Here is a 23,882-nt window from a genome sequence, read left to right on the forward strand (position 1 = left end):
CGCTGCTTGGGAGGCGCGGCAAACAACCGTTAGAGTCGGCGCACCAACGGTCACTCATGGGGGATGGTGGATCATGGCAGGTTCTTTCAAGGCGACTACCGAGCAACTCGACGCGCTGGCCAAGAAGATCGACAGCGAACAGGCCGCGATCCAGGGCCAGATCACCCGGTTCAACGGGATCGTGGACTTCGTGCAGGCGGGCTGGCAGGGCGACGCCTTCCGGGCGTTCGACACCCTTCAGGACCGCGTGAACGTCCTGCTGACGCAGCTCAACCAGCAGCTCGACGACATCGGCGTGCTCATGGGCAAGGGTGCGGTCAACTACGCGCAGACCGAAGAAGCGAACAAGGTGCAGATCAGCCAGATCACGTCCGCGCTCGGCTGATCAGCCGGTCAGGCCCGGAGGCGGTGCCGACGTCGCTGTCGCGGCACGCCTTCTCGGGTCCTCCCGGGCCGGGCCCGCCCGGCCCTCTCGCCGTCACGGCGCTCTCGTTCTTCACAAAATCGGGGAGTCACCATGGGTTCGCCCATCGTCGTAACTTTTGCCACCATTCAGGAGGCTGCGGGCCAGATCCGCACCATCAACGGCGACGTCAGGTCGCGGCTCGACGAGCTCAAGCGCCAGGTCGACGCGGTCGCGGCAGGCTGGGAAGGCCAGGCCCACTCCGACTACATGGTCCGCCAGGCCAAGTGGACCGAGGCGCAGACCGCACTGTGCGCGCTGCTCGACCAGATCGCCACCGCGCTGACCCAGACGGCGGACGTCTACCAGCAGACGGAGTCCGCGAACGCGAAGATGTGGGGCTGACCGCGGCGACCGACCCGGACAGGTCGGCCCGCACAGGTGAACGCCACGCGGAGGGGCGGCGGCAACGCCGCCCCTCCGTCCCGCCGCCCGCCCCGCCGCTCACCGGAGGACTCCACCCACCGTGCCCACCGTCCCGCGCCAACGCGGCGGTGCGTTGTCGGCCGCCTTCGCCCTGCTGTGTGCCCTGTGCGCGGCCCCCGCGTTCGACGCCGCGTCCGGCCCGGCGCAACTTGCGCCGCCAGCGCAGATACGCCTGTCCGCCGAAGGCGAATGCACCTTCCCGGCGCCCCCGCTCAAGGGCAAGCCGTGGGCCCTGCAACGGGTGATGCTCGACCAGCTGTGGTCCAAGGCGACCGGCCGAGGAGTGCTGGTCGCCGTCATCGACTCCGGTGTCGACGCGGGCAATCCCCAACTCGCGCCCGCACTCAGCGACAAGGGGCAGGACGACTTCGCGACCGGCACCGGCGGCAAGGTCGACGAGAACAGCCACGGCACGATGGCGGCCGGCATCATCGCGGCGCGGCACCGCGACGACACCGAGTTCACCGGGCTCGCCCGCGACGCCATGATCCTGCCCATCCGGCAGAACGGCGGCACCGACGCCCAGAAGGGCAATGTCGAGACGCTGATCAGCGCCATCCGCTACGCCGCCGACCAGGGCGCAACGGTCATCAACATCTCCCAGGAGACCAGCGGGCCGAACGGTAAGGCACCCGATCCGCGCCTGGAGGCGGCGATCCGCTACGCCGTCGACATCCAGGACGCGGTCGTGGTCGCCGCCGCCGGAAACCGCGGCGACAAGGACAACCTCGACACGTACCCCGCCATGTACGAGGGCGTGCTCGCGGTGGGCGCGTCCGACCGCAACAACGACCGCGCGGCGTTCTCGCAGAACAAGCCGTACGTCGGCGTGCTCGCACCGGGGGTCGACATCTGGTCGACCGTGCCCAAGGGCGGGCACTGCTCCGGCAGCGGCACGTCGTACGCCGCGCCGTACGCGTCCGCGGTCGCCGCGCTGGTGCGCTCCATCCACCCCAACTGGAGCGCACGCCAAGTCATCACCGTCATCGAGCAGACCGCGCAACGTGGCCAGGCCGGCAGCAAGGACGGCAGCGGATGGGGCGTCGTCGACCCGCTCAAGGCCGTGACGTTCGTGGGCGAGCCCGGCCTGAAGCCGGTCGAGACCGCGATGCTGCCGCCGCAGGCCGCCCCGGTGCACGTCGAACCGCTCTCCTTCGGTCCCACGCGGGCGGAGCGCGACCGGCGGACCGGGACCGTGGTCGCCGCCGTCGGCCTGGCCGCCGTACTGCTGCTCGTCAGTGGGGCCGTGGTGCTGCGTGACGCCCGGAGGCGCCCGCGCGCTTGACCGGCGCGGCACCGGGGGATACCGGCGGGAAGGCCGGAAATCGCGCACAGCCCGGGGAGTCCGCCATGCAGCCGTCCCGCAGACGCGACCGAACGGGTGCTCGGCGGCACACCGCGCGGCGTGCGTGGCGGGCGGGCACGGCCGTCGGACTCGTGACCGCGCTCATGCTGCTCGTCACGGGCGCGGCGGCGTGCGAAGGCGACTCTCCGGGCGCGTCGGGCAACTCCAAGTCGCCTGCCCCGCCGACCTCCGAGCAGTTGAAGGCCGTGCTCGTCACCACCGCGGACTTCACCGACGGCACGACCGTCACCGCGTCCGACCGACCCGACACCGAGACCACGGTCACCGAAGATCCGGCGTGCAGGCCGGTGATGGACCTCCTCGGCGTGCAGGCGAACGAGGACACCCCGGTCGGCACCGCGAGCGCCATGATCACGACTTCCCGGGGCGGTGCGGAGGTGGTGGTCGTCCTGCTCGCCTCGTTCCCCGTCGGGTACGCCTCCCAGCTCCTCGGCCAGGGCCTGGCCGTGCTGCCCAACTGCGCGGCGTTCGCCGGCAGGACGGACGCCGGCGACCGCGTCTCGTACACCGCCGCGAGGGTGCCCGCGCCGACGTACGGCGAGGAGTCCCTCGCGGTCAAGCTCGTCACCAAGGCGGACGGCCAGGAGGTCACCGCGCACTACGTCATCGCCCGGATCGGGGACACCCTCGCCGACTTCGCCGTCGCCGACACCGCCGGAGGACCGGGCCGCCTGCCGGACGCGGCCCTGGTGGCGAAGCAGATCGACAAGCTGAACGCGGTTAAGTAGCGTCCGTACCGGCCGGTTTGCCGACGTCTCCGGCCGCACGCGAGGGCCGGCGTCGGCGACCGACCGGAGGTGCACATGGAGCCGATGCCGCGATTCCCCGCGGACTTCCTGTGGGGCACGGCGACCGCCGCCTACCAGATCGAGGGGGCGGTCGACGAGGACGGCCGGGGGCGCTCCACCTGGGACACCTTCTGCGCCGAACCCGGCAGGGTCCGCGACGGCCACACCGGCGAGGTGGCCTGCGACCACTACCACCGCTACCGCGAAGACGTCGCGATCATGGCCGAACTCGGCCTGAACGCCTATCGGTTCTCGGTCTCATGGCCCCGTGTCCAGCCCGGCGGCACGGGCACGCCCAACGCCAAGGGGCTGGACTTCTACGACCGGCTGGTCGACGAACTGGCCGCGCACGGCATCACGCCGTTCCTCACACTGCACCACTGGGACCTTCCGCAGGAACTGGAGGACGCGGGCGGCTGGTTGGTGCGCGACACCGCCTATCGCTTCGCCGACTACGCGCAGCTCGTGCACGCCCGCCTCGGCGATCGCGTCGCCCACTGGACCACCCTCAACGAGCCTTTCGTGCAGATGGCGTTCGGGTACGCGCTCGGGGTCCACGCCCCCGGCAAGGCCCTGCTGATGGACGCCCTTCCGGCCGCTCACCACCTGCTGCTCGCGCACGGCCTCGGCACCGCCGCGCTGCGGGCCGCGGGAGCGTCCCGGATCCTGTTGACCAACAACCACACACCCGTACGGCCGGCGTCCGCCGATCCGGCCGACATCGCCGCCGCGGACGCCTACGACGCCCTGCACAACCGGCTGTTCCTCGACCCCGTGTTCGAGGGCCGCTACCCCGACCTGACCGCGTACGGCGTGTCCGAGGTCCCTGGAGTCGCCGACGGCGACCTCGGCCTGATCTCCGCGCCGCTGGACGGCTTCGGCGTCAACTACTACAACCCCACGCGCATCGCCGCCCCCGAAGGGCCCGACGCCGCCCTCCCGTTCACCGACGCCGGCATCACCGGAGTCCCGCGGACCGGCTTCGACTGGCCCGTCGTCCCCGAGGGCCTGACCGATCTCCTGGTCGACCTCAACACGCGGTACGACCTCCCGCCCGTCTACATCACAGAGAACGGGTGCTCCTACCCGGACCCCGACCCGGGGCCCTCGGACACCGGCGTCCCGGACCCCGAGCGCATCGCTTACCTCGACAGCCACATTCGCGCCGTGGCCGCCGCCCGCGCCGCCGGGGTCGACGTACGCGGCTACCTGGTCTGGTCCCTCCTCGACAACTTCGAATGGGCCGAGGGCTACCACCAGCGCTTCGGCCTGGTCCACGTCGACTTCGCCACCGGGAAGCGCACCCCCAAGGCATCGGCCCACTGGTACCGCGACCTGGTGGCCGCCATGCGCTGACCGGCTACTTGGCGGCGCAGCCCGCGCGCCCGGCGAAGGTGTCGGACAGGGCGAGGAAGGCGCGCTCGGTCTCCAGCGGTCGGCCGTCGGTCGTCTGCAGGTCGGTGCCCAGGCGCATGGTGTCGATCACCGGGACGCCGCCGCACTGTGTGGCGCCGATGTAGGTCCGGTCACCGCGCGAGCCGCCGTCGTCCTTGAAGCGCTCCGTCGGCGGCGGTTCCAGCAAGTTCGCCAACACTCCGCGGAGTTGGACGTACCTCAACACCACGGCGCCGTCCGGGGCGGTCCGTACGACGCACTCCGACCACGTCGGGGACTGCGCCGTCGTCACCGCCCAACTCGCTCCGGGACGCCGGGCCAGTCCCACCCCGTCGGCCCCGCAAGCCGTGCCCGCGCCACCCGGTGCGGTGGTCTGCTCCACCGTGCCGTGGAGGTCGGTGGCGACGAGCTGCGGCCCGTCGCATCCCGCCCGCGCACGCAGCCCGTTGGCGATGTCGGCCAGCAAGCCCACCAACTCCCGTGCGGCACCGGGCCGCCCGGCGACGAGGTGATCGGCGGCGTCCACACCCTCGGGCGGCTTGGCCTCGGCGGCCCGGTCCCGGGCGATCACGGTGGCGATCATCGGCTCCTCGCCGGTATCCGTGCCGTGGCACCGGGGGAGGATCGTCCACGCCTGGTGGTCCGCGACGATGATCTCGTCGGACACTCCGGCCGTCCGGTACCCGGCCCCGACGCCCTCGCCGAACTCCAGGAACGGCGGATCGGTCTGCCCCAGCAGCGTTCCCGTGTAGAAGGCGAAGCTCCGGTCACCGGGCTCGGAGTCCGGCAAACGCAACGTGCACCGCGCGTCGGTCGAGGGATAGCGCGTGTCCGCCGTCTCCGAGTGCTCGTACGACCCCTCGGGCAACACCCCCAACACCCGCCGAGTCTCCACGGATCCCCAACACACCCGATCCGCCAGTGCCGTGCCTCCGTCATCTCCGTCCCACGGCCGGACCACCAGCAGTACGACCGCGGCCGCCGCCAACGCGGCCACCGCGGCGACCAGCACGCTGCGTCCCCTCGTCCAACCGCTCCCGCCGCTCATCCGGACTCGTTCCGGGCGCTCTGGTCACCGGAGGCGAATCCGGAATGCGCCTGGTTGTTCGCGGTGTGCGCGCTCACGCCGGACTCGGGGTGCTGCTCCGCCCAAGTCGTCATGACGCCTTCGGAGTACGCGGCGCCGTTGGTGTACACCTCGGAGACCCGTGCGTCCGCGTCCGAGGAATTGTTGGACGCTCCCAGGAAGTCGCCCACCCACGCGTTCACGTATGTCGCGCCCAGCGTGACGGGGACACCGACGACTGGATTTGCCGCGACGGCGCTCGCACTGACAACAGTGGTCGTCGTGTCGATGGCGAGCCCGGTCCACATGGCGATCTGCGCGTTGCCCTTCTCGCCGTCCGCCTTGGTGTTCTCGTCGGTCGCCCGTATGTCCTGGGCAACCACGCTGTCCATGATGCCGAACGCCTCCGAGGAGGAGTACATGACGTCTTTCAGAGACGTGGCCTTGTCCTGCGGTGAAATGTCGGCACGGGCGTTCACCTGGTCGAGAGTGGCGTACGTGTAACCCTCCTGGACTTTCTTGAGGGTCTCGATGTTGCCGGGATCCGAGGCGACCTCGCTCAGCACCTTGGTCATGTCGCCGCGCGAAATCTCCGCCAGCGGACCGTGGTCGATCGGCATCGTCGGGCCCTTGTCCTCGGAACGCGCCTGGGTCAGCGCGGCGTTCAACGACTCCGCGTTCCCGGACAGCATGTCGACGACGCTGTCCTTCAGCGGCTCGGGAGTGCCCTTCTCGGCGAAGGTGTTGATCGTGGTCTCGAGGATGCCGACGCGCTGCTCGGCGAGTTCGGGGCTGCCCGGCGGGCCCGTCGTGGCCGACACGAGCGCCTGCCCGAGGGTGTCCTGGCGCGCCGCGTCCACCGAGGGGCTGCCGCTGTTGTTCTCGAGCAGGTACTTGATCTTGGCTTCACCGGTGGCGGTGACTTCACGGCCGTCGGGGAGCCGGTCCGGCTTGTCGTCGAAATACGCCGTGGACGCATCCGGGTTGTTCTTGAACCCGGTGAGCACGCCCGCCATGGGGTCCAGGGCGGATTTGGGATCGGCGCCGTTCAGGTTGAGGTTGAGCGGGAACTGCGGCTGCGGGGCGGCGGTCTTGCCCCACACGGAAGATCCGCCGTTCTTGTTCTCGAACTGCCGGATGTCCTCGGCGGTGGTGAGCAGGAAGTCCTTGTCGTACGTTCCCTGGCCCAGCAATGTGCCGAACACCTGGTATCCGTAGACGTCGGTCATGGCCGAACCGTCCTTGGCCGAGATCTGGAACTTCTGTTCGCCGGCCGCCCGGTAGCCCGCCATCCAGGCATTGTCCTTGGCAAGTACGGGGCTTGCGGTCGCCAGATGGCCACCGAGAAGTGTCTGTATCTGTTTGAAGTCCTCAAGCCTCGGGTCGTTTTTGCTCTGGACCGGCTGGAACTGGGACAGCGACAGGTTTGCCTTCACCAGGCCTTCCGGGCCCACCTGCTTCAGCATGGTGGTCGAGAACTCCGCGTTCCCGGCATTCTGCGTCAGCGTCGTCCGTACGATGTCCGCTTCGCTCGCGGTCAGCGTGCCGTCCTTGCTCAGCTTCGCCAGCAGAGTGGCCGTACGTTGGGCGTCGGCCGCCGGGTCGGCGCCCAGGGACCCGGCGTTGAAGTCGTTCTTCGGGGCGCCCTTCGCGTCGTTCCAGTTGACGTTGGCGAGGAGCGTCGTGGCGGCGAGGACGTCCGCGTCGACGGCCTTCTGCAGCAGGGCCGTCATCCGCGCGCTGATCTGGTGAGCCGTCTCCGACTTCTGTCGGTCGGCGAGGTCGTCGGGCGCGCTCCACGACAGGCTGCCGTCGGGTTTGAGGGTGAGGCCGTTGGCCTGGACGTCGCGCAGGGCCGTGATCATGCCCAGCTTGCATTCGGCCAGTACTGTCTGCGCCTCGCGGAGGATCGCCGCGTTGGCCGCCGCCTCGATGCGCGCGGCCTCCAACTGGGCGGCGAATACGCGGAGCATCTTGAGCGCCGTGTCGGCGTCCTTGCCGGTCCAGGCGCCGAAGTCCAAAGGCGCGATGACGTCCCGGAGGCAGCGCTCCTGGTCGCCGGTCATCGCCTTGGCCAGGCGTTCCCAGCCTTCGGCAGTGCTGTCGATGACGGTGAGGTCCACGTCGGCGAGTTCTTGGAAGGTCAGCATCCGGGCCTCAGATGACCGTCAGTGTGGTGGCGTTGCCGTCGTCGGCTTGCTTCCACTTGTTCGCGTTGTCATGGAGCTTGCCCACGTATTCGTCCATGGTCGAGGTCAAGTGGGCGAGCTTCTCGCCCCAGCGTTTCTGCACCTGTTCCAGGGCCTTGGCGAGTTCGAGTCCGCGAAAGACGGCCTCGTCGGCGGTGGCGTTGACGGCCGCCTGGGCGTCTGCCTGGACCTCGGCGCGGAGGGCCTGCAACGCGAAGGCCGAGGCGTGCAGCGTGTCCGCGGTCACCAGTACCCGGCCGCCGCCGGCGCCCGGCTCCTGCGCGGAGAGAAGGTGCGTCTCCGCCGGTTCGGCCGGGGCGTCGAGGGGTCGGGCGGTGGGTGGGGCGGCCGGGTCGATGAGCCACGCGTCGAGGACCGGGTCGAGCTCGGGCATGTGTGCCTCCGGTTCTGGTGCTCGGTCAGTGGGGGAGCCAGGCCGTCTGGATCATCTGGGTGCCGCGACGGCGGGAGATCAACTGGCCGCGGCCCGGGGGGAGCCGGGTGGGCCGTACGCCACCGATCAGCGGGCCTTCGTCGCGGTTTCCGGACAGGAGGAGGCCGCCGGTGCCGAGGTCGAGGAGCTTCTGCATGACGGGTTCGTAGAGCGCCCGGCTCGCGCCGCCGGAGCCGCGGGCGATCACCAGGTGCAGGCCGACGTCGCGGGCCAGCGGGAGGTATTCGAGGAGCGGCGCGAGCGGGTTGCCGGAGGACGAGGCGACGAGGTCGTAGTCGTCGATGAGGAAGTACACGTCGGGGGCCGACCACCAACTGCGGTTGCGCAGTTGCTCCTGGGTGACCTCGGGGCCGGGGATGCGGCGGCTGAGGGAGTCGCAGACCTGGGCGACGGCGGGGCCGAGCGCCGGGTTCGCGGCGACGTAGTGCAGCAGGTGGGTCTCGGGGACCGCGCCCAGCAGGGAGCGGCGGTAGTCGACGGCGATGATGCGCGCTTCGGCGGGCGTGAAGCGCTCGCTGATGCCGCGGGCGACGGTACGCAGGAACCCGCTCTTGCCCGACTCGCTCTCGCCGAACAGCACGAAGCTGGGATCCGCGGTGAAGTCGAGGAACACCGGTTCGAGCGCGGCCTCGTCGATGCCGATGGGCACCGCGTGGCCCGGGACGGCGTCGGGGGTCGGCAGCTGCTCGTACGGCAGCAGGCGCGGCAGCATGCGTACCCGTGGCGCGGGGGCGCCCGTCCACGCCGCCTTGACCCGGGCGACGAAATCCGCGGCACCGTCGGCGAGATCGGACGCGTCACCCGAACCGTCCGCGCGCGGCAGCGCGGCGAGGAAGTGCATGCCGTCGGGAGTGAGACCGCGGCCGGGCGCGTCGGTCGGCACGTTGACCGCGACGCGCCGGTCCACCTCCGACTCCATCGGTTCCCCGAGCCGCAGTTCGAGGCGAGTCTGGATCTGGTCCTTGAGGGCGGGCCGCAACTCCGGCCACCGGCCCGCGGTCACCACGACGTGCACGCCGTAGCCCAGACCGCGCGTGGCGATCTCGGTGATGGTGGCCTCCAGCGCGTCGAACTCGTTCTTGACCGTCGTCCAGCCGTCGACGACGAGGAACACGTCGCCCCACGCCTCGCCGGGCAGGAGCCCTTGCGCGCGGCGCTGGCGGTAGGTTGCGATCGAGTCGATGCCCTGGGCGCGGAAGAACTGTTCGCGGCGGTCGACGATGCCCGCCACCTCGCTCACCAGGCGACGTACCATCTCGGCGTCGAGGCGCCCCGCGACACCGCCCACGTGCGGGAGTTCGCTGAGCGACGAGAGGCCGCCGCCGCCGAAGTCCAGGCAGTAGAACTGCGCTTCGGCGGGAGTGTGGGTGAGCGCCAGCGAGGCGACAAGGGTCCGTGCGAGTGTGCTCTTGCCGCTGCGCGGGCCGCCCACGATCAGCACGTGTCCGGCCGCGCCGGACAAGTCGATGTACATCAGGTCGCGGCGCTGCTCGAACGGCTTGTCGACCACGCCCAGCGGAGCCGTCAGCCGCCCGTTGCCCGCCCACCCGGCCGCGGCAAGCCCGCGGTCCGGCGTCACGGCGATCGGCGCGATGGAGGTGAACAGCGCGTCCAGAGCGGGTGATTCGCCCAGCGGCGGCAGCCACACCTGGTGCGCGGGCGGACCCTGCCCCGCCATGCGCCGCACGATCACGTCGAGCACCGTGTCCGCGAGTGCGGACGATGTGCCCGGGTCGGCCAGGTCCGGGTCCGGGTCCGGCGCCGGCGCGGGGGCGTGTGCCGGCACGAAGGCGGCCTCGGGGGTCCACGCGTTGGTGAAGAGCACGGGCTGAGGGGCGCCTCCGGTACGGCTCGCGCCCTGGTTCGCGCTGCGGTAGGGGCCGGAGACGTACGCCGCCTTGAAGCGCGACATCGACTCCGTGTCGAACTTCAGCAGCCCCGACCCGGGCACCGGGGGCAACTGGTACGCGTCCGGGACCCCCAGCACCGCCCGCGACTCCGCCGCCGAGAAGGTGCGCAGCCCGATCCGGTACGACAGGTAGGTGTCCAGCCCCCGCAGCCGCCCCTCCTCCAGCCGCTGCGACGCCAGCAACAAATGCACGCCAAGCGACCGGCCGATACGCCCGATCTGGATGAACATGTCGATGAAATCCGGCTTGGCGGTGAGAAGTTCGCTGAACTCGTCGATGATGATCACGAGCGACGGCAGCGGTTCCAGCGGTGCCCCCGCGGAACGCGCCCGCTCGTAGTCGTGGATGTTCGCGTAGTTGCCCGCGGCGCGCAGCAGTTCCTGCCGCCGCGTCAGCTCACCGGTGATCGAGTCGCGCATACGGTCGACGAGCGTCAGGTCGTCGGCGAGGTTGGTGATGACCGCCGCCACATGCGGCATCTCCGACATCCCGGAAAACGTCGCACCGCCCTTGAAGTCCGCGAGCACGAAGTTGAGGATCTCCGAGCTGTGCGTCATCGCGAGCCCCAGCACCAGCGTGCGCAGCAGCTCCGACTTGCCCGAACCGGTCGCCCCGACGCACAGGCCGTGCGGACCCATGCCCTCCAAGGCCGATTCCTTGAGGTCCAGGAGAACCGGCTCGCCGCTCTCGCCCAGCCCGATCGGCACCCGCAGGCGATCGTGCGGTGCGCGCGGGCGCCAGGTGCGCGTCACGTCGACCGACGCGGCGTCGCCCACCCCCATGAGTTCGGTGAAGTCGAGGTTGGCCAGCAGGGGTTCGTCGCCGTCCGCGCCGGACAGCCGCAGCGGCGCCAGGCCGCGCGCCAGCGCCTCGGCGTCGGGCTCCGTGAGGACGTCGGGGCGGCCCTCGTACGCCGTTCCCGTCGCGGCCTCCAGCACCAGCCGGTCGGGCTCGGCGACCACCGCCAGGCCGCCGCGCAACTCGTCGAGGTCACCCGCGACGATCTCCAGCACGGTGACGCCCTGGAGGCCCTCCGACCCGGCCAGCACCGAACCGGACGGCACCGTCCCGCCGTCCAGCACCACCACCACATGGGGCTGGTCGAGCACCGGCGCACCGGTGGCGGTGAAGCGCGGGCGGTTGGTCAGTTCGTCGGCCAGCAGCCGTTCGACCTCGCCCAGGTCGTCGACCACCATGCGCAGCGCGCCCGCGCCGTCCGACTCCCGGGGGTGCTGGGCATGCGGCAGCCACTTGATCCAGTCCCACTTCTTCCCCCTGGACCGGTGCACCGCCGCGGCGATCACCACGTCGTCGGGGGAGTGGAGTGTGGTGAGTTGGCCGAGCATCGCGCGCGCCAGGCCGTACACGGTCTCCTCGTCGCCCGACAGCGTCAGGTGGTAGAAGGACCGCAACGACACCGCCATCGGCAGGTCGTCGAGCATGGACTGGGTCAGCAGGAAGCGCCGCATCGCCTCGGCGCACAGCGGTTCGAGGTCGTCGAGCGGTGCGGTCTGCGGCGCCACCAGTGCCGTGGCCAGGCGCTGGCGGCCGGTGCCGACCCGGACCTGGGCGAAGTCGGCGTCCCCGGCCCGGCGTTCCCACAGGCGGCGGCCGCCCGCGACGACCGACCACAGCTGGTCGGGGGCGGGGTGCGTCCACAGTTGCGCGCCGCGCTGGCGGCGCGCGGTGCGGCGTACCTTGGTGCGCTGCTGGTCCAGGTAGCGCAGGTAGTCGCGCCGGGCGTCGAGCATCGCGGGCGTGTTGCCCCGGCGGGCGCGTACGACGTTGGCGATCACCATCGCGAGCGACGACACCATCATCATGCCGCCCATCACGAACATCATCTTGTTCGCGCCGGGCATGAACAGGAACCCGGCCGAGCCGAGCATGGTCATCATCGGCATCAGGCTGTTCATCCAGCCCTGGTCCTGCGGCCGTTCGAGCTCCGGGGGCGCTTCGAGGACCAGTTCGTCGGACGGCACCGCGGGCGGGAACACCCTCGGCGGTCTCTTGACGATCACCACGGTCACTCGAATCAGCCCCCATCCACCTGGTGTTCGCATCGCCGGGCAGGCCGGGGTGCGCGGATCCGTTTCCGGACACGGCGGATGGACTGGAACCAACCCACCCCGTCAGGGTCGTCTCCATACCCCGGGCGGATGTCGAAGTGACCGGCACCGTCCGGGCGATGGCCGATACTACTGGTTGGCGCCGCCGGTGCCACAGGCTCGCAGGTCGGCGCAACTTCCGGTGCCCGCACGGCGCGAACGGAATCGAAGGTCCGTTAGGCTGCGTCGTCAGCCGGTCGGCGCAGGACGCGCCCCGGCGACACCGTCCACACCGGAAGCCACGGGGAGCCGCCGGGTGAGTACCGCAGTCGGCACGGTCGGAACACCGGGCGCATCGGCCCCTTCCGCCGTCACCATCTCGACCGGACTGGTCCGGGTCACGATCGTCGCACCGGACTGCCGTGTGGACGTCGCGCTGCCCGAGGAAGTCCCGCTCGCCGACCTCTACCCGGAGATCCTGCGGCTGTCCGGACAGGTGCAATCCCCCGGCGCACCAACGGGGTTCCGCCTCATGAGCATGGACGGCGGGCTCCTGGACAGCACCCGCGGACTGGGCGCGCAGTCCGTGCACGACGGCGCGCTGCTGCGCTTCACACCGCTCGCCGACGCGCTGCCGCCACCGGTCTACGACGACGTGGTCGACGCGGTGGCCTCGTCCGTCACCGCCGACCACCGCCTGTGGTCGCCCGATCTGCTGCGGACCGCGGCGCTGTCGGGCGCGGCGGCGTTCCTGTGCCTGGCGCCGGTCGCGCTGTGGCGTACCGCCGACCCGAACTCGGCCGCCGGAGTCGTCGCGGGCACGCTCGCCCTGCTGCTCGCCGTGGTCGCGGGCGTCCGGGCCCGGGTGTACGACGACCACGGCGCGGCGGCGGCCCTCGGCCTCGGTGCGCTGCCCAACGCCTTCTACGCGGGCCTCGGCGTCGTCGACCCGCCCGCCGGCGAGGGTCCCGGCCGGGTGCAGTTCCTCGCCGCCTGCGCTTCGGTGATGGTGGTGTCGACGCTGATCGCGGTCCTGGTCCCGCAGCGCAACGCGGTGTACGTCGCGGGGGCGGGCGGTGCCGCGGCGGGCATGGTCACCGCGTTCGGCCTGATCGCCGCCGACGCCTCGCCGGGGGACGCCGCCGCGGTCGCCGGTGTCACCGGCCTCGCCGCCATCGCGTTCCTGCCGTCGTGGTCGCTGCGCCTGGCCCGGCTGCCCATCGGATTCCTGCCCCCGGACGCGCCTCCGGCGGCCCGGGCGAGCGCCGACGACCCGGTGGACCACAGCGCCCTGGCCGCCCGCGCCCGGGCCGGCCACCAGATCCTGACGGGCCTCGTGGGCGCCTGCGCGACCGTCGTCGCCGGCTCGGCCGTCGTACTGGGCTACTCCTCTTCCCTGTGGGCCCAGATCCTCACCGGCGCGCTCGCCGTCGCGCTCCTGACGCGCGCCCGGCTTTTCTCACACACCGCGCAGGTCACGCTGCTGCTGGCGGCCGGGGCGCTGTCCCTGGTCTTCCTCGCGGCCGGGCTGACCCTGCACACGGACTTCCTCGACGCCGAGCGACCGCACTGGATCTACGGGGCGACCGCGGCGTTCGGCGCGCTGCTCGGCCTGATCGCGATCACCGTCCCGGCGCGCGGCCTCTCCCCGTTCTGGGGGCGTGCCATGGACATCCTCGAAGGCATGCTCCTGACCGCCATGGTGCCCGTGTGCCTGGCCGTCCTCGGCGTCTACAGCACGCTTCGCAACATCACCGGCTGAGACATCCGACCGTGGGCTGCTAGGGTGGTCTCATCCGGACCTTTGCGCCCGGTGTGTGTGCTGCCCGGATCTTTCCCGCGGATTCCTCCGTCGGGCCCGACCCGGTCGGCGCGCAGTGAGTCACCGAAGTTCCCCCGTGAAGAAGACCGGGGGCACTCACACTCTCACCTGAATGGAGCACGCAGTGTCGCTTGACGCCGCAACGAAGAAGCAGATCATGACGGAGTACGCCACCAAGGACGGCGACACCGGCTCCCCCGAGGTCCAGATCGCGCTGCTGTCGCGCCGGATCAACGACCTCACCGAGCACCTGAAGCAGCACAAGCACGACCACCACAGCCGTCGTGGCCTGCTGCTGCTCGTCGGTCAGCGCCGCCGCCTGCTGAAGTACCTGGCCAAGGTCGACATCGAGCGCTACCGCTCGCTGATCGTCCGCCTGGGCATCCGCGCCGGCTCGACGGGCGTTCGCTAAACCGCACAGTGAAGGAGCGGCTCTCCGAGCCGCTCCTTCGCCGTATCAGGACACAGTTTTTGTAGGCTGTGACGCAGCGGTGTGGTGCGTGACACCCCACCGCGGCGAAGCAGTTCAACCACCGGGAGTGCCGCACACGCGGCGCAGGCGTCGGCCCAAGGCGCCGGTCCTCGGTAGTGGCCCCCGGGGCCCGGCACATCAGCCGGAACCGACCCGGTGGCTTCGATCGAAGACCGGCCCGGCCGAGCCTGACCCGTCGCGTACACCGCGCACTCCCTTGAAGTGACGAGGAGGGTGCCCCGTGGAGGGTACCGATGTGACCTTCGCCGAAGCCGTCATCGACAACGGCAGCTTCGGCACCCGTACGATCCGCTTCGAGACCGGACGCCTGGCCCGCCAGGCCGCCGGTTCGGCCGTGGCCTACCTGGACGACGACACCATGGTGCTGTCGGCCACCACCGCCTCGAAGCGTCCGAAGGACCAGCTCGACTTCTTCCCCCTGACGGTGGACGTCGAGGAGCGCATGTACGCCGCGGGCAAGATCCCCGGCTCGTTCTTCCGCCGTGAGGGCCGCCCGTCCGAGGACGCCGTCCTCACCTGCCGCCTGATCGACCGCCCGCTGCGCCCGTCCTTCAAGAAGGGCCTGCGCAACGAGATCCAGATCGTCGCGACGATCATGGCGCTCAACCCCGACCACCTGTACGACGTCGTCGCGATCAACGCGGCCTCCATGTCGACGCAGCTGGCCGGTCTGCCGTTCTCCGGCCCGATCGGCGGCGTCCGCGTCGCGCTGATCGACGGCCAGTGGGTGGCGTTCCCGACGCACTCCGAGCTGGAGCGCGCGGTCTTCGACATGGTCGTCGCGGGCCGCGTCCTGGCCGACGGCGACGTCGCCATCATGATGGTCGAGGCCGAGGCCACGACCTCCACGATCGAGCTCGTCAAGGGCGGCGCCGGCGCGCCGACCGAGGAGATCGTCGCCGAGGGCCTGGAAGCGTCCAAGCCCTTCATCAAGGCGCTCTGCGCCGCGCAGCTCCAGGTCGCCGAGAAGGCCGCCAAGGAGACCGCCGAGTACCCGGTGTTCCTGGACTACCAGGACGACGTGTTCGAGGCCCTGTCGTCCGCCGTCTCCGACGAGCTGTCCGCCGCGCTCACCATCGCCGGCAAGCAGGCCCGCGAGACCGAGCTCGACCGCGTCAAGGACCTCGCCGCCGAGAAGCTGCTGCCGCAGTTCGAGGGCCGCGAGAAGGAGATCGGCGGCGCATTCCGCGCGCTCACCAAGAAGCTGGTCCGCCAGCGGGTGCTGCGCGACAAGGTCCGCATCGACGGCCGCGGCCTGACCGACATCCGCACCCTCGCGGCCGAGGTCGAGGTCATCCCGCGCGTGCACGGCTCGGCGCTCTTCGAGCGCGGCGAGACCCAGATCCTGGGTGTCACCACGCTCAACATGCTCCGCATGGAGCAGATGATCGACACGCTGAACCCCGAGACGCGCAAGCGCTACATGCACAACTACAACTTCCCGCCGTACTCGGTCGGCGAGACCGGCCGCGTGGGCTCGCCCAAGCGCCGCGAGATCGGCCACGGCGCGCTCGCCGAGCGCGCGCTGCTGCCGGTGCTGCCGACGCGCGAGGAGTTCCCGTACGCGATCCGCCAGGTGTCCGAGGCGCTCGGCTCCAACGGCTCGACCTCGATGGGCTCGGTCTGCGCGTCCACGATGTCGCTGCTCAACGCCGGTGTGCCGCTCAAGGCGCCGGTCGCGGGCATCGCGATGGGCCTCATCTCCGACGACGTCGACGGCAAGACCGAGTACGTCACGCTGACCGACATCCTCGGTGCCGAGGACGCGTACGGCGACATGGACTTCAAGGTCGCCGGCACCAAGGAGTTCGTCACCGCGCTCCAGCTCGACACCAAGCTCGACGGCATCCCGGCCTCGGTGCTGGCCGCCGCGCTGAAGCAGGCCAAGGACGCCCGCCTGCACATCCTCGACGTGATGAACGAGGCGATCGACGTTCCGGACGAGATGTCCGAGTTCGCGCCGCGCATCATCACCGTCAAGATCCCGGTGGACAAGATCGGCGAGGTCATCGGCCCGAAGGGCAAGATGATCAACCAGATCCAGGACGACACCGGCGCCGACATCACCATCGAGGACGACGGCACGATCTACATCGGCGCCGTCAACGGCACCTCGGCCGAGGCCGCGCGGAACGTGATCAACCAGATCGCGAACCCGACGATGCCCGAGGTCGGCGAGCGCTACCTGGGCACGGTCGTCAAGACCACGACCTTCGGCGCGTTCGTCTCGCTCATGCCCGGCAAGGACGGCCTGCTGCACGTCTCGCAGCTGCGCAAGATGGCCGGCGGCAAGCGCGTCGAGAACGTCGAGGACGTCGTCAAGGTCGGCGACAAGGTCCAGGTCGAGATCGCCGAGATCGACCAGCGCGGCAAGCTGTCGCTGGTGCCGGTCGTCGAGGGCGAGGACTCGGCCGACGACAAGGCCGCGGACGCAGCCGGTGACAAGGCCGGGGACGACTCCGCCAAGTGACCAGGACGGTAGCCAAGAGCCCGGTCGCCGCGTACGCGCAGCGGCCGGGCTCTACCAAGACCCTGCTCAAGGGCGAGGACGGCGGCATAGTCCGCCGGACCGTCCTGCCCGGCGGGCTGCGCGTGATCACCGAGGCGATGCCGGGCGTACGCTCGGCCACCTTCGGCATCTGGGTCGGCATCGGCTCGCGCGACGAGACGCCCGCGCTGGCCGGCGCCACGCACTACCTCGAGCACCTGCTCTTCAAGGGCACCGCCAAGCGCGACGCCCTGGAGATCTCGGCGGCGCTCGACGCGGTCGGCGGCGAGATGAACGCGTTCACCTCGAAGGAGTACACGTGCTACTACGCACGTGTCCTCGACACCGACCTGCCGCTGGCCATCGACGTGGTCTCCGACATGGTGACCTCGTCGCTGATCCGCGCCGAGGACGTCGACAGCGAGCGCGGCGTCATCCTCGAAGAGATCGCCATGAACGAGGACGACCCGGGCGACCTGGTGCACGAGCTGTTCTCCGAGGCCCTGCTCGGCGACGCCCCGCTCGGGCGCCCGGTCCTGGGCACCGTCGACTCGATCAACTCCCTGACCCGGCCCCAGATCGCGGGCTACTACCGGCGGCGCTACCGGCCGCCGAACATGGTGGTCACCGCGGCCGGCAACGTCGACCACGGCAAGGTCGTGCGGCTGGTCAAGAAGGCGTTCGCCGACGTCGTGGCCGACGCCGACGCGATGCCCGCGGCGCCGCGGGGCGGCGAGCGGACCATCCGCGGCGGGGGCACCGTACGCATCCTCGAGCGCCCGACCGAGCAGGCCCACCTCGTCCTGGGCATGCCCGGCGTCTCGCGCTCCGACGACCGGCGCTTCGCGCTGGCGGTGCTCAACGCGGCGCTCGGCGGCGGGATGAGCTCGCGGCTGTTCCAGGAGGTCCGGGAGAAGCGCGGCCTGGCGTACTCCGTGTACTCCTACACCGCCGCGTACGCCGACCTGGGCATGTTCGGCATCTACGCGGGCTGCCTCCCCGGCAAGGTCCACGAAGTGCTGCGCATCTGCCGCGAGGAACTCGCCAAGGTCGCCGCGGACGGCATCACCGACGAGGAACTGCAGCGCGCCATCGGCCAGTTGCACGGCTCGCTCGTCCTCGGCCTGGAGGACTCCGGGTCGCGCATGAGCCGCATCGGCAAGAGCGAACTGGTCTACGGCGACCACCTCTCGGTCGACGAGCAGCTCGCGATCATCGGTGCGGTCACCGCGGAGCAGGTCCGGGAGGTGGCGCGGGACATCCTCGGGGCACGTCCTACGCTGGCCCTGGTCGGCCCCTTCCCCGACCCCGGCGCGTTCGCCGGGGCGGTGGCCTGACCTCTCGGCGACGCCCGACCGGCGGGCGCACCGGACAGCGAAGACAGGAGCAAGAGACATGACCGCGCTGCGGGTCGCCGTGACCGGCGCCAAGGGCCGCATGGGCGCCGAGGCGTGCCGTGCCGTCGAGGCGGCCGAGGGGCTGGAGCTGGTGGCGCGCGTCGACCAGGACGACGCCCTCGAGACGCTCACCGAGGCCGGCACCGAGGTCGTCGTCGACTTCACCCATCCGGGCGTCGTCATGGGCAACCTGGAATTCTGCGTGCGCAACGGCATCCACGCCGTCGTCGGCACCAGCGGCTTCACCCCGGACCGTCTCGACACCATCCGCGGGTGGCTCGCCGACGCGCCGTCGGTCGGCGTGCTGATCGCCCCCAACTTCGGCATCGGTGCGGTCCTGATGATGCAGTTCGCGGCGAAGGCGGCGCGCTACTACGAGTCGGTCGAGATCGTCGAGCTGCACCACCCGAACAAGGTGGACGCGCCGAGCGGCACGGCGCGGCGTACCGCCGAGATGATCGCCGAGGCCCGCTCCGCCGCCGACCTCCCCGCCGTGCCGGACGCCACGACCGACGACCCCGACGGCGCCCGCGGCGCCCGGGTCGACGGCATCCCGGTGCACGCGGTCCGGCTGCGCGGCCTGGTCGCCCACCAGGAGGTCCTGCTCGGCGACGCCGGCGAGATGCTCACCATCCGCCACGACTCGTTCGACCGCACCTCCTTCATGCCCGGCGTGGTCCTCGGCGTGCGACGCGTGGGCGGCGCCCCGGGCCTCACGCTCGGGCTCGAACACTTCCTCGACCTGGACCCGCGGACGTGAGGACAACCCGCCCGTGAAGCAACGCGTCACAGCCCTCGTCCTGATCGGCGTCCTCGTCTTCTACGTGCTGCTCGTCGGCAGCCGCGGCGTCCTCGCGATCAAGGACGGCCGGCTCACCATGATGGCGCTCGGCGTCGGGGTGCTGATCATCCCGGTCATCGGAGTCTGGTACATCTGGCGCGAGCTGCGCTTCGGATTCACCATGCAGCAGCTGGCGCGGGAGCTGGAGGCGGAGGGAGAGCTGCCGGCCGACGAGCTGGAGCGTACCCCGGGAGGCCGCATCGACCGCGCCAGCGCGGACGAGATCTTCGCCAAGCGGAAGGCGGAGACGGAGGCGGACCCGGAGAACTGGCGTACGTGGTACCGGCTTGCCGTCGCGTACTCCGACGCACGCGACAACGCGCGCGGGCGCAAGGCCATGCTCAAGGCCATCAAGCTGCACCGGGCCGAACGGGCCTGACCACCCGAGGGCGCGGCCACCGGCGGCACCGCCGCTGCGTCGCACTTGCGCCGCGAGCGCGTCGGTTGCCGTGCGTACGTGTCGGCCTCAGCCGGCCGCGAACCGGCCCGCCTGCCCGTCCGGCGACGCGGTCGGGGCCGCGGTCGGAGCGGCGGCCGCCACGGAGCCCGGCTCCGCACGCCCGGGGCGCCGGACCGCGACCCACGCCTCGTCCTCCGGCACGCACCCCGTGCTCATGATCGACGCGAGCGTCTCCTCCGACACCGGCGCCGAGAAGATGCCCACGACCGCGTCCACCAGATCCGCGACGAACACCAGCGGCGGCAGCACATCCTCGGGCATGCCCCCGTGCACCCGCTGCTCCCGGTCGGCCGTGGCGTGCACCGCCAGGCTGCCGCCCAACTGGAGCCTGCTCCGCCGTACCAGCGACGGCAGGTGCACGAGCGCGGCACCGATCATCCGGCCGATCCGCGTCGAGCTCCCCTCCACGCCCATCGCGGGAAGCGCGTACACCGACGCCCCCGCGTGCTGGTGCACACGGGCCAGGAACCGCACATAAAAGCTGCCGCCCCCGTCGATCTGCTCGGCCAGCGGACGCACCATCGCCTCGGTCAGCGCCCGCAGATCCGCCGTGCGCCCGTCGCGCACCAGGATGTCCACCATCTCCTCGCGGCGCCGGTTGATCGTCGCCAACCGGAACGCGAAGATCGCCCGAATCAGGTCGTCCTTCGTGCCGAAGTGGTACTGCGCCGCCGAATTGTTGCGCTGCCCGGCCGCCACACTGATCTGGCGCAGCGACACCGCGTCGATCCCGTGAACGGCGAAAAGGCGTTCGGCGGTCAGGAGCAGGCGCTCCCGCGTCAGGGCGCGATTCGAGGTCGGCGTCACGCGCCAACGTTAAGACGCATGTCTTACTACTTCAATGCGTGATCGCCGCGACTTTCCCCACTGTTGGCACGCGCGTCAGCTGTCGCCCACCTCGGCCAACGACGTGTGCAACCGCCACTGCCGAACCCGCTGCGCGCCGCTCTCGTCCAACTCCAACTCACGGTGCGCTCCGTCCGCGGCCCAGCCCGCGGCCTCGAGAAACTCCCGCAGCGGGACGTCCGGTTCCAGCACCCACATCACGAGCGTCCCGGCGCCGCCGCCCCGCGCGTACTCCACTGCCGCGGTCAACAGCCGCGACCCGTGCCCGTGCCGCTGCTCGCCCGGAGCCACCACCAGAATGCTCAACTCGGCGGCCGTCTCGTCCAGATCCGGATCCTGCGCGGGCACCACCGCGGCAAACCCCACCGGCTCCGGCCCGGCGCACGCCACCAACACCGTGTGCCGCCGCGACGGCGGATGCGCGGCGGCATGCCCCCACCCCGCCCCCAACACCGCCGCGTCGAACGGCTCCAGCGCGACCTCGGGCAACACCCCGTCGTACGCCGCCCGCCACGCCGTCGACTGGACGACCCCCAGCGCGGGTCCGTCCGCACCCCGCGCGGTTCGCACACTTACGTCCGCCATGCCGACTCCTTCACCACAAAGTACGCCCTGCGGATTGTGCCGCGAATCCCCGCTCCACGTCTGCCGATCGAACGCAACACCCCGACACGCCCCAGGGGGAGGCGGCGACCCCACCACCCGTGCCACGCTGTCCCCGACGCATCCCGCCAGGCGAGAGGAACGCACGATGGGGGCCCGGACGTGGCGCACAACCACCACTTGCGCGGCACTACTGCTCACCGCCACCGGATGCATGGTCGGCCCCACGATCAAAGACACCCCAAAAAAACCCGCAGCGGCCACAAGTGACCTCCCGACAAACGGAGTCCCGGCGCCGGGAGGTCAGCCTCAACCTGGGGGCCAGCCGCCCACCGGCCCGGCGGGGGCCCAGCCCACCGCCGTTCCCAGCGCCACGCCCAAGCCGACGCTGAAAATCGGTGCCGACACGCCTTGGCGCTTCCGCGATGGCACCCAGGTATGGATTCGGCACGTACGTCTTGACGCCACTGCCACGGGGTCCGCAAACCTTGTGGTCGAACTGCGCATCATCAACGGCAGCGATCCCGGGCTGAAGCCGTTCAGCATCAGGATCGAACTCAACGCCTGCCCAGAGTCTCCTGGTGGACGCTGCACGCCGGGACCGCGATTGGTCGGTGACAGCACGCCTATGTCCGTGGGGCAGGACATCGCGTCGCCACGGTACTTCGTGCCGTCCTCGCCCACGCTTCCAAGCGCTGTCACAGGCGCCATCATCTACAACTCCGAACGCGTGGAGTTCGAGGGCCAATCGTCTTGACCGCCTGAGCCGCTGAGTCAGCTCGACAACGCAGGCCCCGCCACGATTACTGCGGCTATGACCACCGCACATGCCACCACCACCGTCACAACCGCTATGACGGTGTCTCGCCGCCGTCGGCCGCTGTGCTCGTGGAGGTCCACCGGTTCGCCGTGGCGGGGTCTGTCGTCGCTGGATTGCGTGTTGGGCATGACGAGCTCCGAGGTTGCGCCAAATGGGGGCAAACGTCCATCCCCTAAACGCCCAAATGGGTCGTCGCAGTTGCCCCGTTCCCGGCAAATCGGCGGCGAGACGTACGCCTGACCCCACGACGTCATCCCCGCGGCTGACGCACAGCCGCCGCGGTACGGCGCGAGTCGCACCGACACCCGCGCTTGCGGACAGTCGCAACCGGGTGTCGACCCGCCGGCTCGGCGGCGCGCCCGAAAGTGCAGGATCGCGGGCGAATCCGCCCCCACACCCCACCGGCAGGCGTACCGTGCCTAGCAGGACGCGGCGGCAGCACATGGCGCGCGGCGTTTGATCGGCGCGCGTGTTGGCGCGTCGCCCCCTGGACCATCGGTCGCGCCCGGCGATTCACCGAAGGTTTTCGGACGGTCGGGCCAGGGTGAACGCGCATCGTCGGGCCTGCGGCGGCCAGGGGGCCGGGCGCCGCGCAGGTTAACCCGGATTCGGATGCCGCGCGTACTCAAATCGGCACAAAGGGTGACGTACAACTTTTTTCGCGTCATTACCCGGCATTTTTCCCGCATGTGCCTGATACTGAAGAAGACCTCGGCGCTGCTTGAACCCCCGAGCAGGCAGCGCCGGGGTCCCTTGCTGTCCGGGGCGGACGACCAGCAGCCGACGAGCGCACGAGCGGCGGATGGCCGGAATCCAATCCCGACTTGGGAGCGACTTCCGCGAGACCCCGGCCTAGCCGACGACACGCCCCAAACTCCGGTGCCACAACCATCACGCGGCTCCACAGCCACGCCTGCACCGGCTTCGTGGCCGCGTCGTCGCAACTTCCGCAGCCTTGGCGGAGTCCGAAAGGCGCGCTGGTGAGGACCGGAATGTGGGCCGATACAGCCGTGTTGGTACCTGGCCCGGTACCGTTTGGGGCATGGCTCCGACCTCCACCCCCCAGACCCCTTTCGGCAGGGTTCTCACCGCGATGGTGACGCCGTTCGATGCCGAGGGCGCGCTCGACCTGGACGCCGCGCAGCGTCTGGCCGTGCATCTCGTCGACGCAGGCAACGACGGCCTGGTCCTGAACGGCACCACCGGCGAGTCGCCGACCACGACCGACGCCGAAAAAGCGCTGCTGGTACGGGCCGTCGTGGAGGCCGTGGGCGACCGCGCGTTCGTGGTCGCGGGAGCCGGGAGCAACGACACGGCGCACAGCGTCGAGCTGGCGCAGGCGGCCGCGAAGGCCGGAGCGCACGGGCTGCTGCTGGTGACGCCGTACTACAGCAAGCCGCCGCAGGAGGGGCTGTACCGCCACACGGTGCGCGTCGCGGACGCGACCGAGCTGCCGGTGATGCTGTACGACATCCCGGGACGCACCGCCGTCGCGCTGGAGACCGAGACGATCGTCCGCCTCGCGGAGCACCCGCGCATCGTGGCCAACAAGGACGCCAAGGCCGACCTCGGCGCGGCGTCGTGGGTCATGGCCCGCACCGACCTGGCGTACTACTCCGGCGACGACATGTTGAACCTGCCGCTGCTTTCGGTCGGGGCGGTCGGTTTCGTGAGCGTTGTGGGACATGTTGTGACGCCCGAGCTGCGAGCTCTGGTGGACGCGTACTCGGCCGGCGACGTCGCCAAGGCCCGCGAGATCCACCAGGGCCTGCTGCCGGTCTACACAGGGATCTTCCGCACCCAGGGTGTGATTTTGAGCAAGGCCGCCCTCGCGGCGCAGGGCCTCCTCACCGGCACGCTTCGGCTGCCCCTGATCGAGGCCTCCGACGAGCAGATCGCCCAGCTGAGGCAGGATCTCGCGGCGGGCGGGGTACAGCTGTAGAAAGTGCCCGGACGGGAGCACAACCTGTCCGGGTTTGAACGCATCAATTGCGCGGGCCGTCCGAA

At 70.8% G+C, this 23,882-nt stretch carries 18 protein-coding genes; 12 read left to right on the top strand and 6 right to left on the bottom strand.

The genetic code is table 11. The features are described 5' to 3' along the window. Positions 1-73 precede the first annotated feature (73 nt). The 5 genes from AB0C36_RS15410 to AB0C36_RS15430 all read left to right on the top strand — a co-directional run bounded on the left by AB0C36_RS15410 (position 74) and on the right by AB0C36_RS15430 (position 4,399). Positions 74-385: a WXG100 family type VII secretion target gene (locus AB0C36_RS15410; protein ID WP_358353938.1), complete on the top strand. Its 312-nt coding sequence runs from the start codon at positions 74-76 to the stop codon at positions 383-385. A gap of 132 nt (positions 386-517) precedes the next feature. Further along, a complete protein-coding gene (locus tag AB0C36_RS15415; RefSeq protein WP_358353941.1) occupies positions 518-808 on the top strand; it encodes a WXG100 family type VII secretion target in 291 nt (96 codons plus the stop codon). A 121-nt stretch (positions 809-929) separates the two neighbouring features. After that, positions 930-2,174, top strand: coding sequence for a type VII secretion-associated serine protease mycosin (gene mycP, locus AB0C36_RS15420; RefSeq protein WP_358353943.1), 1,245 nt, complete (start codon positions 930-932; stop codon positions 2,172-2,174). Positions 2,175-2,326: 152 nt separating this feature from the next. Continuing rightward, on the top strand, positions 2,327-2,983 hold the full coding sequence (locus AB0C36_RS15425; protein ID WP_358353944.1) for a hypothetical protein: 657 nt from the start codon (positions 2,327-2,329) through the stop codon (positions 2,981-2,983). Between the two features lie 84 nt (positions 2,984-3,067). Then, a complete protein-coding gene (locus AB0C36_RS15430) occupies positions 3,068-4,399 on the top strand; it encodes a GH1 family beta-glucosidase (protein ID WP_358353946.1) in 1,332 nt (443 codons plus the stop codon). A 4-nt stretch (positions 4,400-4,403) separates the two neighbouring features. Here the strand turns inward: AB0C36_RS15430 and AB0C36_RS15435 are convergent, their stop codons facing one another. From AB0C36_RS15435 to eccCa, 4 genes are read right to left on the bottom strand one after another with little or no spacing between them, the layout of a single operon-like run. Continuing rightward, entirely contained in the window at positions 4,404-5,486 is a 1,083-nt protein-coding gene (locus tag AB0C36_RS15435) for a hypothetical protein (RefSeq protein WP_358353949.1), read from the bottom strand. Continuing rightward, positions 5,483-7,654 carry a hypothetical protein gene (locus AB0C36_RS15440; RefSeq protein ID WP_358353951.1) on the bottom strand — a complete coding sequence of 724 codons (2,172 nt, stop codon included), beginning with the start codon at positions 7,652-7,654 and terminating at the stop codon, positions 5,483-5,485. The genes AB0C36_RS15435 and AB0C36_RS15440 overlap by 4 nt, the downstream gene beginning before the upstream one ends. A gap of 7 nt (positions 7,655-7,661) precedes the next feature. Continuing rightward, entirely contained in the window at positions 7,662-8,087 is a 426-nt protein-coding gene (locus AB0C36_RS15445) for a hypothetical protein (RefSeq protein ID WP_358353953.1), read from the bottom strand. A gap of 25 nt (positions 8,088-8,112) precedes the next feature. Next, entirely contained in the window at positions 8,113-12,087 is a 3,975-nt protein-coding gene (gene eccCa, locus AB0C36_RS15450) for a type VII secretion protein EccCa (RefSeq protein ID WP_358353956.1), read from the bottom strand. Positions 12,088-12,421: 334 nt separating this feature from the next. On the opposite strand from eccCa, the gene eccD reads away from it, so the two are divergent. From eccD to AB0C36_RS15480, 6 genes are all read left to right on the top strand, one after another. Continuing rightward, positions 12,422-13,867: a type VII secretion integral membrane protein EccD gene (gene eccD, locus AB0C36_RS15455; RefSeq protein WP_358353958.1), complete on the top strand. Its 1,446-nt coding sequence runs from the start codon at positions 12,422-12,424 to the stop codon at positions 13,865-13,867. Positions 13,868-14,051: 184 nt separating this feature from the next. Then, positions 14,052-14,339: a 30S ribosomal protein S15 gene (gene rpsO, locus AB0C36_RS15460; protein WP_358353991.1), complete on the top strand. Its 288-nt coding sequence runs from the start codon at positions 14,052-14,054 to the stop codon at positions 14,337-14,339. A 301-nt stretch (positions 14,340-14,640) separates the two neighbouring features. Beyond that, positions 14,641-16,890: a polyribonucleotide nucleotidyltransferase gene (locus AB0C36_RS15465; protein WP_358353961.1), complete on the top strand. Its 2,250-nt coding sequence runs from the start codon at positions 14,641-14,643 to the stop codon at positions 16,888-16,890. Next, positions 16,887-18,245: a M16 family metallopeptidase gene (locus AB0C36_RS15470; RefSeq protein ID WP_358353963.1), complete on the top strand. Its 1,359-nt coding sequence runs from the start codon at positions 16,887-16,889 to the stop codon at positions 18,243-18,245. Before AB0C36_RS15465 ends, AB0C36_RS15470 begins: the two co-directional genes overlap by 4 nt. A 58-nt stretch (positions 18,246-18,303) precedes the next feature. Beyond that, a complete protein-coding gene (gene dapB, locus AB0C36_RS15475; protein ID WP_358353965.1) occupies positions 18,304-19,065 on the top strand; it encodes a 4-hydroxy-tetrahydrodipicolinate reductase in 762 nt (253 codons plus the stop codon). A 13-nt stretch (positions 19,066-19,078) separates the two neighbouring features. Continuing rightward, the gene (locus AB0C36_RS15480) at positions 19,079-19,525 is read left to right on the top strand and encodes a hypothetical protein (protein WP_358353968.1); all 447 of its coding nucleotides are present in this window, start codon (positions 19,079-19,081) and stop codon (positions 19,523-19,525) included. Between the two features lie 87 nt (positions 19,526-19,612). On the opposite strand, the gene AB0C36_RS15485 is transcribed toward AB0C36_RS15480, so the two are convergent. Continuing rightward, the gene (locus AB0C36_RS15485) at positions 19,613-20,413 is read right to left on the bottom strand and encodes a TetR/AcrR family transcriptional regulator (protein WP_358353970.1); all 801 of its coding nucleotides are present in this window, start codon (positions 20,411-20,413) and stop codon (positions 19,613-19,615) included. A 75-nt stretch (positions 20,414-20,488) separates the two neighbouring features. Then, positions 20,489-21,037: a GNAT family N-acetyltransferase gene (locus AB0C36_RS15490; RefSeq protein ID WP_358353972.1), complete on the bottom strand. Its 549-nt coding sequence runs from the start codon at positions 21,035-21,037 to the stop codon at positions 20,489-20,491. Positions 21,038-22,917: 1,880 nt separating this feature from the next. Between AB0C36_RS15490 and dapA the strand changes: the two genes are divergently transcribed. After that, on the top strand, positions 22,918-23,817 hold the full coding sequence (dapA, locus tag AB0C36_RS15495; protein WP_358353974.1) for a 4-hydroxy-tetrahydrodipicolinate synthase: 900 nt from the start codon (positions 22,918-22,920) through the stop codon (positions 23,815-23,817). The last annotated feature ends 65 nt before the right edge of the window (positions 23,818-23,882 follow it).

Origin of the sequence: Streptodolium elevatio, from assembly GCF_040649515.1 — a bacterium.
In the GTDB taxonomy this organism is placed as follows: domain Bacteria; phylum Actinomycetota; class Actinomycetes; order Streptomycetales; family Streptomycetaceae; genus Yinghuangia; species Yinghuangia elevatio.